At 33.6% G+C, this 16699-nt stretch carries 7 protein-coding genes; 1 reads left to right on the plus strand and 6 read right to left on the minus strand.

The annotated features are described in order from the left end of the window. Positions 1–50: 50 nt before the first annotated feature. The 4 genes from BMZ09_RS14945 to uvrA all read right to left on the minus strand — a co-directional run bounded on the left by BMZ09_RS14945 (position 51) and on the right by uvrA (position 9347). A complete protein-coding gene (locus tag BMZ09_RS14945; protein ID WP_090842097.1) occupies positions 51–2462 on the minus strand; it encodes an alpha-ketoacid dehydrogenase subunit alpha/beta in 2412 nt (803 codons plus the stop codon). A gap of 154 nt (positions 2463–2616) precedes the next feature. Next, positions 2617–5448 carry a gluzincin family metallopeptidase gene (locus BMZ09_RS14950; protein WP_090842099.1) on the minus strand — a complete coding sequence of 944 codons (2832 nt, stop codon included), beginning with the start codon at positions 5446–5448 and terminating at the stop codon, positions 2617–2619. Between the two features lie 289 nt (positions 5449–5737). Then, on the minus strand, positions 5738–6427 hold the full coding sequence (locus BMZ09_RS14955; RefSeq protein WP_090842101.1) for an LOG family protein: 690 nt from the start codon (positions 6425–6427) through the stop codon (positions 5738–5740). Positions 6428–6515: 88 nt separating this feature from the next. Further along, positions 6516–9347: an excinuclease ABC subunit UvrA gene (gene uvrA, locus BMZ09_RS14960; RefSeq protein WP_090842150.1), complete on the minus strand. Its 2832-nt coding sequence runs from the start codon at positions 9345–9347 to the stop codon at positions 6516–6518. Between the two features lie 129 nt (positions 9348–9476). Here uvrA and BMZ09_RS14965 point away from each other — a divergent pair, with 129 nt between their 5' ends. After that, entirely contained in the window at positions 9477–10001 is a 525-nt protein-coding gene (locus BMZ09_RS14965; protein ID WP_090842103.1) for a hypothetical protein, read from the plus strand. Positions 10002–10072: 71 nt separating this feature from the next. On the opposite strand, the gene BMZ09_RS14970 is transcribed toward BMZ09_RS14965, so the two are convergent. Next, positions 10073–10786 carry a hypothetical protein gene (locus BMZ09_RS14970; protein WP_090842107.1) on the minus strand — a complete coding sequence of 238 codons (714 nt, stop codon included), beginning with the start codon at positions 10784–10786 and terminating at the stop codon, positions 10073–10075. 176 nt (positions 10787–10962) lie between these two features. Further along, positions 10963–16644 (minus strand): T9SS type B sorting domain-containing protein, encoded by a 5682-nt coding sequence (locus BMZ09_RS14975; RefSeq protein ID WP_090842109.1) that lies wholly within the window; start codon positions 16642–16644, stop codon positions 10963–10965. Positions 16645–16699 lie beyond the last annotated feature (55 nt).

Genomic DNA, 16699 nt, shown 5'->3' on the forward strand with positions numbered 1-16699 from the left:
TAAAAAAAGCACTTATAAATATAAGTGCTTTGGTATTGTTTGAAAAGTAATTATCTCAATTTGGGAAAACTACTAGGATTCGCTTCGTGCATGACCTCGTAAATAGCTTCAAAAACATCTTCTGTAGAAGGTTTAGAGAAGTAGTCTCCATCCGTACCATAGGCAGGTCTGTGCGGTTTAGCAGCTAATGTTTTAGGTTGGCTGTCTAAATACTTAAAGGCGTCTTGTTTGTTTAATATTTGGTCTAAAATGTAAGCAGATGCTCCTCCCGGAACGTCTTCATCTATAACCATTAAACGGTTTGTTTTTTGTACACTTTTTACAATGTCATGATTTAAATCAAAAGGTAATAAAGATTGAACGTCAATAATTTCTGCATCAATACCAACTTCAGCTAATTCTTTTGCTGCTTGTTGTACAATTCTTAATGTAGAACCGTAAGATACCAATGTAATATCTGCACCTTCTTTTACTGTTTCTACAACTCCAATAGGTGTTTTAAATTCACCAATATTAGTTGGAAGCTGTTCTTTTAATCTATACCCATTTAAACATTCTACTACTAGAGCAGGCTCATCACTTTGTAATAAAGTATTATAAAAACCAGCCGCTTTAGTCATGTTTCTAGGGACTAAAACGTGTATTCCTCTTACTAAGTTTAATACACCACCCATTTGTGACCCAGAATGCCAAATACCTTCTAATCTATGTCCGCGAGTACGGATAATAAGCGGTGCTTTTTGACGTCCTTTGGTTCTATAACGCAAAGTTGCTAAATCATCACTTATAATTTGAAGTGCGTACATGATATAATCTAAATACTGGATTTCTGCAATTGGGCGTAAACCACGCATTGCCATACCAATACCTTGACCTAAGATGGTTGCTTCTCTAATACCAACATCAGAGACACGTAATTCTCCATATTTGTCTTGTAAGCCTTCTAAACCTTGATTTACATCACCAATTTTTCCAGCATCTTCACCAAAAATTAAAGTTTCTGGGTATTTGTTAAAAATAAAATCGAAGTTTTCTCTTAAAATAACACGTGCATCAACGTCTTCTGCGTCTTGGCTGTATGTTGGTTTTACTTCTTTTATATGAATAGCAGCAGAATCACTTTCGTTGTGTAAATCTGAACTATATAAAGGTTGTACTTTTTCAAAAAAGGTATCAATCCAGTTTAATAATTGTTGTTTTTCAGAAGTGTTTTCGTTAATTAAATAACGTAGTGCACGTCTTGCAGCAGAAGCAGAATCTTTTCTATTTGGTTCTGTTAGTGCAGCTAATTCGTTAGCTATTTTCTCAATAAACACTTTGTTAGGACTTGATGCCGCAACTGTTTGTAAAAGTATAACTAACTCTTCTTTTTCAGATAATGCTGGTTTTAAATAGCTAGTCCAAGCTGCTTTTTTAGCATCTCTAACTTGCTTTTTAATACCTTTTTCAATTGTTTGTAACTCTTCGTCAGTCGCTATATTGTTTTCTATTAGCCAATCACGCATTTTTACATTACAATCGTTTTTAGCTTCCCAATTTAAACGGTCTTTATCTTTGTAACGCTCATGAGATCCTGATGTCGAGTGTCCTTGAGGTTGTGTTAACTCGTTAACATGTATTAAAACGGGAACATGCTCTTCTCTTGCTATTTTTGCAGCTTCTTCATAAGTTGCAATTAGATTAGCGTAATCCCAACCTTTTACACGAAGGATTTCATAACCTTTAGCATTTTTATCACGTTGAAATCCTTTAAGGATTTCAGATATGTTTTCTTTAGTAGTTTGATGTCTTGCGTGCACAGAAATACCGTACTCGTCATCCCAAACACTTATTACCATTGGTACTTGTAAAACACCAGCAGCGTTAATAGTTTCAAAAAATAAGCCTTCACTTGTACTTGCATTACCAATAGTACCCCAAGCAACTTCGTTTCCTTCTACAGAAAAGTTAGTGGTATCAATACCTTTTACATTTCTATATATTTTTGAAGCTTGTGCCAAACCTAATAGTCGTGGCATTTGTCCAGCAGTAGGAGAGATGTCAGAACTTGAGTTTTTTTGTTGTGTTAGGTTTTTCCAGTTTCCGTTTGCATCTAAACTATGCGTTGCAAAGTGTCCTCCCATTTGGCGTCCTGCAGACATAGGCTCTTCTGCTAAATCTGTGTTAGCATATAATCCAGAGAAAAACTGTTGTATTGTTAGCTCACCAATAGCCATCATAAAGGTTTGGTCACGGTAGTAACCCGATCTAAAATCACCATTTTTGAAAGCTTTAGCCATTGCTAATTGTGGTACTTCTTTACCATCTCCAAATATTCCAAACTTAGCTTTTCCAGTTAACACCTCTCGACGTCCTAATAAACTACATTCACGACTGGTTACAGCAATGTGATAGTCGTTAAGTACTTCTTTTTTAAAATCTTCAAAAGACAAGTCTTTTTTGGCGTTAGCTTTTGTTTGCATATTTTAAGGAATTATTTGAAACAAATTTAATCATAATTTGTCAGTTCTGCAATATCAAAAAATCCTAAAAAACTAAGAATTTAATAATATAAGTTGGGTTTAGTTGGTTAATCGATAATTTACGCATGTTAAAGTAAATTTTGTTAAGAATTTACTAATACCAGCGTCGTGTAAATAAGCCTAGAAGTGTTTTAGGAGATAAGGTTACAATAAAGCGTATTTTTTCATCGTAATTAGGTTGTCCTATTTCCCATCCTAAATTGGAATATATCGGGAAGTATAGCTCAAAATAGTCTTCGACTAGATTTAATCTAATACCTGAATCGTATACAAATTCTGGACTAAAGCTTTGATTTTTAATAACCCCTGCATCACCATACATCATTATGTAGCGCCATAGGGTAGCACTAGTATTAACGGTGGTCATCCATTGATTGGCAAAAGGGTGTTTTAGTTTTGATTTAAAACCACCATCGGCAATTATAAGTTGCTGACTAAGTACACCTGTTTCCTCGCTACGCCCCAGATAGTTATAATCAAATAAATAATCTGTTGGTCTGTCTAAAGCAAAACTAAAAAAGTCAGAGTCTTGATAACTATCATTATAAAGAAAAAGACCAGAGAACACTCTAACATTAAATTGTTTGTTGCGTTCGTTTAGATTCCTAAATTCTAATGTGGCAGAGATTTTTCCAAAATTTTTAGCTAATTGTAAATCTGTAATTAGAGAGGCATGTTCTTTTAAGTTGTTATCTATAATACCAAATTTGGTATTAAATACGGAGTATTTTGGTTCTCCTTCAGTTTCGAATTCGCCGGTAGGATCTATTTCCCTATTAATATTTATATATCTAAAAGATAAAAATTTACGCTTGTTATCTCTTAAGTTTTTATGATCTCTAAAATTAAAATCTATAAAAGGCGTAAAAGAGGTGTAAGTTAAATTTGGTGCATAATTATAGTAGTTTCCTGAAAGTCCATATTTGGTTCTGTAGTTGTCAGAGTCTTCAGGTCGCGCATTGTAAATTAACGAAGCACTACCAACCACTTGCTTACTTTTAAATCCATACTTTGGGCTTAAATTGTATAAAAAACGCTTACTCAATAAGGTTTTGTTGTATAATTTTATACCAGGAGATAGCCCGTCATAAAAGTTATAGGCAAATTCAGGCATAAAAAACACTTGATTATAATTAGGGTCTTCTATGTCTTTAAATACTCTAAATTGTAGCGGTTTGTTTGTTAAGAAAAAGCCATTTAGTTTGCTATAGTTATTACGTTGGTTAAACTCCGGTATTGTGTAATCGTAGTTTAATGCTAGTTGATCAACATCCTTATTGGCAATTGTAATTTTTTTTGTTCCTGTAAAACCATTAACCCATTGCTTTGAAGTAATGCTATCGTTTTCCAAAGTAAATAAAGAAACAGGCATGCTATTGTTTCTTAGGTTTTTTATAGTAATGGTAATAGAGTCTTCAGTCTTTTTTACGTTTTTAATCTTAAAATCTATCTTTTTATTAGTTTTTACGTAATCTTCAAAAAACCAATTAAGATCCTTGTTTGTTTTAGATGTTATTAATGCTTGAAAGTCCTGAGGCGTGGTTCTTTTTAGTTTGGTTTGTTTTACAAAACTGCTTAATGTTTTGTCTACAATGGAGTCTCCAACAAAATCGTTTAAATAATCTAAACCGATAGCAGCTTTATATTTATTGGATATATTTTTATTGAATTTTAATAACGAATCCTTAGCCATCCCAATAGGTTGGTCAATATTAGTACGTGCCATGTGCATGTATAAAAAGGGATATTGATCATTAAAATTTAGATCGGCTGCATGGAAAGCTTTAACGCCCCACACCTTAGATAATTTTCCTAATATTTTTTGGTTAGGGTAGAAGTCTTCTACATATTTTCTTAGATAGTAAATCTGAATACCATCCAACAACCATTGCTCTTCTCGTGGATTGATTAAAAGGGTGTTTTCTAAATATACTTTTAAGGTCGTTTTAAGTAGTTTTAATTCGTACTGAAACGTGTCCTCAAATGGTCTAATAAAATCGGGTAATAGATTAAGACCATAAATAGGATCTTTTTTATAATCTATCCAAGTTAGTAATACTTTTTTATGAGGGTAATCTCCTAAATTACTGGTAATAAATTGAGCAACCTTATCTGATATTAAAGCGACTTTGGTTGGATCCAAATCTTCATTGTCAATATTAGACTGAATACTAAAAAAGTCTGTTTCAACAGTGTTGTAATCATTAGTCTTTACTAAAGACAATTTTGTATTTATCCTATTTTTACCTTGAAACTTGGTTGATGTTTGGCTATCTATGGTATTGTTTTCAACCAAATCTAATTCGCTTATAGGCGTAAAATTATTAGGATAGGTCACCGTAAGATTTATGTTTGCAGGCTCTACAAACAAATCTTCTAAATCTTTATTACTGTAATAGTACCATTTACCGTCAAATACAGCGGGTGTAATGTACCAGAAACGTAAGTTATAATCGCCAGTATTGGTAACCCCGTATCTTGTAAATTTATTATTGGGTATTTGAACAATATAATTTAAAGTCAAATTATAAGATGCGTTGGGTGCTAATGGTTTGTCTAATGCAACTTTTATAACGTCAGGCTGTTTTTTTAATCGCTCAAAAAATAAGTCTTGATTAGCTTGTTTTAAACTAGTAACTACAGTGTAACCTCTGTCTTGGTTTGCAGCAAAATGAAATGTAGTTTTAAATTCGTCAGCAAAGCGTTCTGCTAATGGAGTTGTTTTGGAAGAGTAACTGTGGCTCCAGTCATTTAAGTAAATAGTATCTAAAGGCGTACTGCTTTTATTTTGATACTGTATGTTTTGTGTAATTTCAATAGTATGTTTTTCGGTATTAAATAAAGCATTAATATCCATGCTATTTTGGCTTAAAGCCGAAATACTACCAAGTAAGAATAATAAAAAAATAGAATAATTTAATTTCAATTGAATCTAATAATCTTTAAATGGTTTAACGTTGTCTACTCTATCCGAAATTTAGTACAATCCTTTCAATAAATACGAAAAATCTATGTTAATAGTTTTTTATTATAACGCGTTATTCTGTAATGCTATATCTAATATGTTGGTTTTGATATTGTTAAGTTAGTTAGTTGCTTTGTTGTTGAATATTAACAACAATGATTATCTGTTTTAAAGGCTTCTATTTGCATTAGTTTTAAAGATGCCTACTAATAAGACACCTTTAAAACGTCGTGCAGACCTTTTTTATTTTCTAGAAGTTAGGGCTTAAGCCATAATCTTTATAGAAGTTATCTAAAATATCAACCACTTCTTCAGAAGTGTCAACTAAATGAATAAGATCTAAATCTTTGGCGCTAATATTTTCAAATTTGTCTAATAATGTTGATTTTACCCAATCCATTAAACCAGCCCAAAAATCTGTACCGACTAAGATAATAGGGAATTTTTCGATTTTGTTAGTTTGAATTAATGTAATTGCCTCAAAAAGCTCGTCTAATGTTCCGAAACCACCTGGCATCACAACAAATCCTTGCGAGTATTTTACAAACATTACTTTTCTAACAAAAAAGTAATCAAAGTTGATACTCTTGTCAGAATCGATATATGGATTATCGTGTTGCTCAAAAGGCAATTCGATATTTAATCCAACAGATGTACCACCAGCTAAATGCGCTCCTTTATTACCTGCTTCCATAATTCCTGGTCCACCACCAGTAATAACACCGTATCCAGCATTTACAATTTTTGCTGCGACATCTTCTGCTAATTTGTAATATTTGTGATCAGGTTTTGTACGAGCAGAACCAAATATAGAAACCGATGGTCCTATGGCACTCATTTTTTCAAACCCGTTAACAAATTCTCCCATGATTTTAAAAATCGCCCAAGAATCGTTTGTTTTTTTCTCGTTCCAACCTTTTGGATGTTGTTCTTCTCTCATATTTTGTCTCTCTTTTGGCTTATTGCCTTTATTTTATTTATTTCTGTAGTTTATAAATTTAGGTACTATATAGTCTTATTCGTATTATTTATTCTAATTCTTTCTTTAAAAATTTAGCAGTATAGCTTTTTTTATGTTTTGCAACTTCCTCCGGTGTGCCTTCTACAATCACTTTTCCGCCACCTTTTCCACCTTCGTAACCAATATCAATAATATGATCTACGGTTTTTATAACGTCTAAATTATGTTCTATAATTAACACCGTATTACCTTTGTCTGCTAATTTATTTAAAACAATCATTAACACTCTAATGTCTTCAAAATGAAGTCCTGTTGTTGGTTCGTCTAAAATATAAAACGTATTTCCGGTATCACGTTTACTAAGTTCTGTTGCTAACTTAATACGTTGTGCTTCTCCACCAGAGAGCGTTGTGCTTTGCTGTCCCAAGGTAATATAACCTAAGCCAACATCTTTTATAGTTTTTAATTTTCTATGAATTTTAGGAATATTTTCAAAAAACTCAACACCATCATTGATAGTCATGTTTAAAACATCACTAATACTTTTTCCTTTATATCTTATTTCTAAGGTCTCGCGGTTAAAGCGTTTTCCTTGACAGGTTTCACACTCTACGTAAACATCAGGTAAAAAATTCATTTCAATAACACGTAAACCACCACCTTTACAGGTTTCACAACGTCCACCAGTAACATTAAAACTAAAACGTCCAGGTTTGTAACCACGGATCATCGCTTCGGGTATTTTAGCAAATAAACTTCTGATTTCGTCAAAAGTTTTAGTGTATGTCGCTGGGTTACTTCTTGGTGTACGTCCAATTGGCGACTGGTTTATATCAATAACTTTATCTATATGCTCTAAACCTTTAATGCTTTTATAAGGCATTGGTTTTTTAACACCATTAAAGTAATATGCATTTAAAATAGGGTATAAGGTTTCGTTTATTAACGTAGATTTTCCGCTACCAGAAACACCTGTAACACCAATCATTTTTCCTAAAGGAAACTTAACAGACACATTTTTTAAGTTATTACCTGTACAGCCTTTAAGTTCCAGAAAAAGACCATTTCCTTCACGACGCTTTTTAGGAATTTCAATTTTTAGTTTTCCATTAAGGTAATTAGCAGTTAATGTGTTTTCTTTTAGTAATTGTTTCGGGGTACCTTGACTAATTATTTCTCCTCCATGTTTTCCTGCTCTTGGACCAATATCTATTACATGATCGGCACGCTCAATCATATCTTTATCATGCTCCACAACAATTACCGAGTTACCAATATCACGTAAAGACACCAAACTATTAATCAGTTTTTCGTTATCACGTTGGTGTAATCCAATACTAGGTTCGTCTAAAATATAAAGCACACCAACTAATTGTGATCCTATTTGTGTTGCTAATCTAATACGTTGTGCCTCACCACCAGATAAGGATTTAGAGCTTCGGTTTACCGATAAATAATCCAAACCAACATCTAGTAAAAACTGAAGCCTAGCACTGATTTCTTTTATAATTTCTTCAGCAATTTTAATTTGCTTTTCTGATAAATATTTTGGCAATTCTTTAAACCAAACGGCTAAATCACTAATGTCTAAATTAGCTAATTCAGCTATGTTTTTACCGTTTACTTTAAAGTATAAAGATTCTTTTTTAAGTCTAGCGCCTTCGCAAACAGGACATTCTACTTTATCCATGTAGTCTTTTGCCCAACGTTTAAGAGAGGTTGACTCTGCGTTTTTGTATTGGTTTTCTATAAAATTTGCAACACCTTCAAAGTCTATTTTATAATCTCTAGTAATACCTAACGTTTTACTTTCGACTGAGAATTTTTCATTTCCACCAAACATTATAATCTGTTTAGCTTCCTTTGGAATTGATTTGTACGGGTCGCTTAATTTAAATTTATAACGTTCTGCTATTGTTTCAAACTGTTTAAAAATCCAACTCTTTTTTTCAGGACCATGAGGTGCCAAAGCACCCGATTTAATGGATAGTGAGTCGTCTGGGATTATCTTATTTTCGTTTACCTGATATAGCGTTCCAATACCATTACAATTGTCGCAAGCTCCTTTTGGCGAGTTAAACGAAAAGTTATTAGGTTCTGGATTTGGGTAAGAAATACCGGAACTTGGACACATCAGACTACGACTAAAATAACGCGCCTCTTGTGTGTCTTGATCAATAACCATAAGTACATCATCACCATGGTACATGGCTGTGTTTATACTTTCTGATAGTCGTTTGTCATTATCAACGCCATCATCAATTTTAAGTCTATCAATTACAATTTCAATATCATGGTTTTTGTAACGGTCAAGTTTCATGCCTTTAACCAAGTCCTTGATTTCTCCATCCGTACGGACTTTTACAAAACCTTGCTTTGCAATTTGCTCAAATAACTCGCGATAATGTCCTTTTCTAGAACGTACCACGGGTGCTAAAATGTTTATACGTTTGCCTTTATAGCTTTCTAAAATAAGTGCCTTGATTTGGTCATCACTATAACTCACCATTTTATCGCCAGTATTATAGCTATAGGCATCACTACCTCTAGCAAATAATAAACGTAAAAAGTCATAAATCTCTGTGATTGTCCCAACTGTAGATCTTGGTGACTTACTAGTTGTTTTTTGCTCGATAGCAATTACGGGAGATAACCCATCAATTTTATCAACATCTGGACGTTCTAATCCACCTAAAAATTGTCTGGCATAAGCCGAAAAGGTTTCAATATAACGACGTTGTCCTTCAGCATAGATAGTGTCAAATGCTAATGACGATTTACCACTTCCGGATAAACCAGTAATAACGACTAGTTTTTCGCGAGGAATGGTGACATCAATATTTTTAAGGTTATGCGCTCTAGCACCTTTAACCTCTATGTTTTCTTCAAAATTTTTCATAGCATTTTTAAACATTATCCAGAAACGGACAAAGTAGCAAATATACGCTTTTTGTAATTCTTTTTAAAGCCCGGTTAGTTAGGATTTTCTTAATAATTGTTATTTTTGAAAGAACAAAAACAGTTAATAATGCAAATATTAGGAATAGGATCAAGAATTAATCATCCAGAACATGGAAAAGGAGTTGTTACTAACCTTGATAGTAATCAGTATTGGGTTACGTTTATAGAAAACGGATTAGAGACCATTGCTTTAGATGATGATTTTGAAATAATTGAAGCAGCAGAAAATGAGGTGGATTCGGTTAGTTTTTTTGATATAGAAAGTAGTTTAGTTAGAATATTGAAAAAATATAGCGATGTCTCGGAAATTGTGCCAATCGGAGATAAGTGGAAAGGCGGAGTGTTAGAGTTAAAACCAGCCGATAGTAATTTGAAAAGCAAAGAAATTAAAATTGAAGACTTTTTTAAGAAAATAACGATGGTTAGAGATCGATTACGAGTGATGGAACAGAAAGTTAATGCTAGTAATTTAGATGCTCAGGAAAAAGTTGATATCCAACAATATATCACCCGTATTTATGGGAGTTTAACTACGTTTAATGTGCTATTTAAATCTAAAGACCAACAATTTGTAGGGCAGAAGGGGAAGTAGATTTATTGTGGTTTTTAAGGCAGAAGGCAGAAGGCAGAAGTTTAAAATTTGGATACTTAAATAGTATGCTTTTATAAGCTAGTTTTTACGTCACCCATATTTAAACCAAAAAACATTAATTTATGGTGTGTTGGTAATAAAGCTCCGGTTTTTGTTGTTTTCCAATCGCTCCAAGTTGCTTCTAGTCCGCCAATAGGTAATATATCGACCCACATTTTAAATTTTGTGGGTTTATAGTTTTCGTCTAAAATCCATAAGTACGAATCTCCAGGTGTAGAGCCACCTTGTGTGTAAGTAATCAATAAAGCATCTCTACCATTGTGCTTTACAATACTGCGGGATGTCCCTTTGTCAAATACCTTATAAGGTGCAACTAACCAAAAAGAATCATTATTAAAGTAATCTATAGCTGTTTGTATCAACTCGATACTTTTCTCGTTATCAACCCTGAAATTATGAATGTAAGCCACATTATTATTTGGGGTGTTTAAATCTAAATCAACCTTGTATTCTTTCCAGTTAACTTCAACTGAATTATCTTCTTTATTCCACTTGTAATGGTGTTTACGTCTAAATGTCCATTCTAAATTATTAGTCGCTTTATAAGCGTCTGCGTTTAATGCGATTAACATCTTATGTGCTAATATATCTGCTGCTTCTGTTTGATTAACAGGAGGTAAGTCTTCGTTATATTTAAAATAAACAAATCCAAAAAACAACAAGCTAGGAAGTGTAAAAAAGATAATTACACCTGCTATGATTTTTACTATTTTTTTTGGTTTCATTTAATGAGTTTATATTATTAAAACGACAAAGTTAAGTCTAAAATTGTATAATCTAAAAACCAATAGTTTTATGGTCACCACATTTATCCGTCACACCTTTTAATTTTCCGTTTTCTAGTGTCCAATGACTGTAGTTAATAAAAGTGGTGCGAAGTGTATTTATTTTTTTTTAATGTTTATCGTTTCAAAGTAAAATGAGATTTCATTATTTTTTTAACATTGGTAGTTGGTTCTATATATTCTACGGTAAACCAATAATCACTAGTTGGCATAGGATTTCCATTATATGTTCCGTCCCATCCAGCACCTGTCGGAGTTAATTGCTTTAATAGTTTACCATAACGGTCAAAGATGTAAATTATAGCATCTGGCTGATTACGTATAGCATATATATTCCAGGTGTCATTAGTACCATCTCCGTTAGGCGTGAAATATAGAGGGTAGTCAATTATCATGACAGTAACAGTATTTTCTCCACAGCCAATAGTGTCTCTAACAAAAATGGTGTATTCGCCAGGAGTAACATCACTAAAGGTATAACTATTATTGTTTGGAGTGTTCATAAACCAATTAACACCATCAATACTAAATTCGTGAAGACTTGTAGCGTTAGTGGCGGTTACCGTTATATTGTGTTGGTTAGCAAAGGCTGCAGTTGTTACCGTAGTAATAATGGGAGCTTCATTAAATATTACGCTTGTATTTATAGGTAAGCTTGGGCAACCTGTTATATTATCTATTGCGATAACACTATAAGTTCCTGTATTTGATGGCTCCAAGGATGCTTCAGTTTCTCCTGATAGAAGTGTATCATTAAAATACCATTCAAAAGAGTAGTTGTTTGGGTCCAAATTAGTGTTTATAACTTCTGTAGCGTTAGTGTCTCTACATAGTACATATTGATCTTCTAACTCAATTATTGGTAAAGAAAGCACCATTAAAGTAAGTTCAGATATAGCGTAGCATTCACTTCCTGGAGTCGTGCTATCTACTCTAGTATAAATAGTTTGCGGATTACTTATATTATCATATTGATTTGGTAAACTATTCTGTTCAAGTTGCGCATCTAATAAAGATACGTAATAACTTACAGCGTAATCGGCAGTATTTAAACCATTAAGAACATTGGTATTTTGCGAATTTAGGTCAAACGTGTTACTATCGTTTGTTGTGTCTCCATCAGTTTCCATATTATCGTCACAAAGCGTATAGCTGTCTAAGTTTTGATTGGCAAGAATAGTGTTGTTAGTTACGGTTATAGTTTGTATTTGATTGTCTGCCGTATTACCATTAGTATCCATTAAACTCCATGTTCTAGTAATTATAAAAGTACCTTGACAAGATCCATTTAAAACTGTATCTGTATAAGTTGCTTCTATATTTGTGGAGCAGTTATCCATTTCGTCAGTAACATCTCCCGTAACGATTACGTTAGCATCATAATTAGAATTTATATCTGAAAGAATTTCAATATCAGCAGGCGCAGTAAAACTTGGTACTTCATTATCTTGTACTGTGATTGTTTGTGTACAAGAGACCGTATTTCCTGACCCGTCTGTAGCTGTCCAAGTTATTACTGTGTTACCTAGCGGATAAGTTGCAGGAGCATTATTAGTAACGCTGGCTATACTACAATTATCAAGTCCAGTAGGGACTATGCCTAGATTAACATTACTTGCAGTACATAATCCATTATCAGCATTAACTGTAATTGCTGCTGGACATGTAATAGTTGGCGCTTGATTATCTTCAACTGTAACAAGTTGCTCGCACGACGCTGTGTTACCAGACCCATCCGTAATAATCCATGTTACAATTGTATCTCCTAACGGATAAGATAAAGGGGCATCATTAGTTATACTAGCAATGCTGCAGTTATCAGAGCCGATTGGTGCAATGCCTAAGTCTACGTTATTAGCTTCACACAACCCATTGTCAACCAATGCTACTACCGTTGGTGGGCACTCAATTGCTGGGTTTTCTAGATCTACGACGGTAACAATTTGTGTACATGTCGCTGTATTTCCAGTACTGTCTGTTGCTGTCCATGTTACTGTGGTGTCTCCTAAAGGGTAAGTCGTTGGTGCGTCATTTGTTACATTAGCTATATTACAGTTATCAGAACCAGTTGGCGGTGTCCCTAAATTTACGTTTGTAGCTGAACATAATGTGCTATCAACTTCAACTGTTACAGTTGGTGGGCATGTAATAGTTGGGTTTTGATTGTCTTCAATAGTTATTGTTTGTGTTGCTGTAGCACTGTTTCCACAAACATCCTGGATAGTGTAAACTCTTGTGACTATAGTTGGATAGCTTCCTGATGCAGTATCCATATTTGTTACAATTAGGTTAGTATTTGCTGCACAAGCATCTGTTATTGTTACCCCTAATAATTCTAAATCGGAGACCGTTGTGGCAGCTGTACTTGCATCAGTAGACGAGCACCCATCTATAGTTGTATTAGTTATTGTTCCTGTTATTACCGGAGCTATTGTGTCGTTTACTAAAAACTCTTGAGTGCAGATGGTGGTGTAAAAAACAGGTTCTCCAACATCGTACAAGTTGTTGTTATTTGCGTCTAAGTATTCCCTAACGGTATACGTTCTAGTCACAGTTTGATTACAGTTTCCATTGTTTGGACTGTTTTCAGCTCGTATTTCAATGGTTCCACAACTGTTGCTATTAATAACTGCGTTAGCGTTTCCAAGTGCCTCAAATTCTGATTGACTTAATGTTGTGCTGGTCGGAATATCATCATAACATTGCACAGTTGTTTGGCTTGTCGGAAATGTAGGGCAAATAGATTCTGTAATGTTCTTAATTGTTATGGTCACCTCTCCAATATCAAAGTTATCACTATTTGTTATTTCAGTAATTCTATATTGTAATGTATAGGTTTGTCCTTCGATACTTGTTCCAGCGATATCTATATTTCCCATAGAATCTATAGTCATAATATTATTAGTATCGGCGACTTCTGTGGTTACTAAAAAATCTGTTTGCACTAATGGGAGTTGACCATAAGTGTCATTATCTAATACATTAAAAAGATTATCATAAACCGTAAATGGACAAATATCTAAAACAGAATCGTCAACAGCTGTTAAGTCGCTTTCTAATATAGTTATGGTTATTGTTGTGCTATCAATACCATTACATCCGGTATCCACGGTATAATCAAAAGTGTATGTTCCTGCTTCTAAACCCGTAGCGTCCCATAAACTTTCATCAAGTGTTCCTGAAGGTATTACAGTCGTCTCAGTAAAAGTTCCAAAATTATCATAAGGTCCTGTAATAAAACTAAACAAGCTTTCTAAAGTTGTGTCTATAAATGCGATATCTACAGTTTGTCCAGTACCAGCATTGGGAGGTCCATTAGTAATGGTGTAACTTAATGTTTGATTGATACAAGAATTAGGATTAGCGCTATAGGTTAGTGTGGCATTGTATGTGCCAATATCTGTGGCAGAATAAGGTTCAAAATTTATGACATTTCCTGTTGCAGAAAAACTTGGATCTCCATCTTTAGTCCATGTCACATCAATAATAGATAGAGTATTGATAGTAAGCGATCCATTTTCTCCGACACATAAATCATAAGGTTGAATGACAATTGGTTGTGATTGATTAGTGTTTATTGTAAATAGACTTACTGCACCGCAATCATCACTTATTTGAACAACATAAAGACCTGGTGTTAAGTTGGTAAAAACAGGGTTGTTGCCATTATTAATAGTCGGGCTAAGCGGGACACCATCACTGCTTATAATTTCATAGTTTAAGTTGACACCTATTGCATCTATAAATAAATCATTATTTCCATCTCCGCAATCGACTACATCAAAATCGGCTAACGTAATATTATTATCTGCAATTGTAAATTCTTCTAGTGTGTTGTAACAACGGTCTTGTTCTTCACTTCTTAAAAATGAATAATAAATTCTAAATAATCCAGATCCGGTAACGTTATTAATCGATCCATTATTAGTAATGAATTGTCCGTAATTATTTTGATAGTTAGCTAATATAACAGATGTTGTGCTATTTGGGTTTAATACAGTATTATCTACGTAATTGGTCAACTCAGCAGTGGTACTATTTATATTAGCCCAAACACCATCAGTAGTGTTAAATTTTTGAAGTACAAATAATGGTTTATTGACATTAAATGTGACATTTAAATCAAGATTAAAACTTCCACAAAAAGATGTAATTGCGGTGTCAAAATCTTCAACAATAGCTCCATTAATAGTTTTTGAACCTGTTAGAGAGTAACCACATGTTGTGTCTACAAAAAAAGAATAATCACCAGCTGGTAAATCATAGATGTATACAAAATCTCCAAAAAAATTATTGACAGTGGATGTCGATAAGTCTATTATAGTTGGGCCAGTGTAACTTGCAGGAGCGGAGGTAATCGTTAGGCTATTAAAGCCAGCAGCAGAGGTAATGTCGCTAGTGCTTTCTCTAGTTATGTTTATTTCTAAACCACCAGTTTCGTCACAGCCTTCTCTGGTTCTAATATTTAATTCTCTAGGAGAGTTATCTATGCTCATGTATATGTTTCTGCTTAACTGTCTTCCACACCTGTCTGTAAATAAAAAGGTATAATCACCCTCAGGGAGACCTAGATTATAATTTCCAAAAGTAAAAGCGTTGCTTGAAGTAATGGGATCGGAAATACTAGATCCAACTGGAAAAATAGAGTTGTATAAATTGGGGTCATTATTTATATCAAACGCTGGTGGTGCTGTTACAACTTCCATAGTTAGAGGAAAAGCAAAGTTTTGAAAGTTACTAAAATATAAATTTTGCTTTCCGCAATCTTGCGTGGTGCGGATAGAGTAATTCAAATTTGGTGGACCAGAAAAAGTAATCGTGTTTAAATAAACTGTAGTTCCGCATGTGTTAGTTACTTCCGTAGTTACATTATATGGTGTGTTTTGTGTTGGAAGATTGTAGTATGACCCATTTTGATCTATAGAGTTCCATGTATCACTTACAACAGTGTTGTTTCCGTCTGCGTCATCATCATAAGTTAAGGTTACAGAAAAAGGGAAGAAATTTTCGTCAAGAGCAGATGTAATAGATCCTGAGCTTTGATTTTCGTAAATTAAGATTAATAATCTTGTTTGAGAGCAGTCGTTATCATCAATATTGGTTGGGTAGTTGATAGGATTACTATAACTAGGAGCTTGATCTAATAAATTAATTCCTTGGACTACTATATCACCACAAATATCTTCAACCTCTATAGTGTAGTTTCCAAAAGCTAAATCTGTAAATGTACTTGCAGCACCAGAGTCAATTTGAGCCTGAGTAATCGTTTCGATTAACACGCCTGCTTGTTTAACTCTATACTCTAAAACATTACCAGAGTTTAATAATACGTTAATAGTTCCTAAACAAGCACTTTCTTGAACGGCATCAAATGTAATTGGAATTATATTATTGGGTACTGTTATTTCTTGTTCTATTATGGTTTCAACGGACCCAATAGTTTCGATAGCTCTGATAAGGTAAGTTCCACTAGTTAACGTTGTTATGTTGGTAGTAAAATCAGTAGACGTAATTGGTCCTTCGGATACCGTTTCGCTATTTATTGGTGTAGTTAAATCGGAAATGGTATATACTAAAAACTCAAATGTAGCACCAACTTCAGAAGCATTAATGTCTATTTGTATGTTTCCATTTCCTGAGCATTCTTCACCAGTAGCACTAAGAAGCATAGTGTAATTAGAAAAGGTATTGGTTTTTGTTACCTTTTTGATGTTAGATAATTCTACTTTATTAAAGTCTGTGCTATTGCTTATTAGTGTAAAAAAAAGAAACACTATTGTAAAGATTTTTTTTATCATATTTAGTTATTCTTTTTCACAGTAAGTGCTATGCTTTTAGAAGAAAATATTCTTT

Source organism: Olleya namhaensis (assembly GCF_900114005.1).
GTDB classification, from domain to species: domain Bacteria; phylum Bacteroidota; class Bacteroidia; order Flavobacteriales; family Flavobacteriaceae; genus Olleya; species Olleya namhaensis.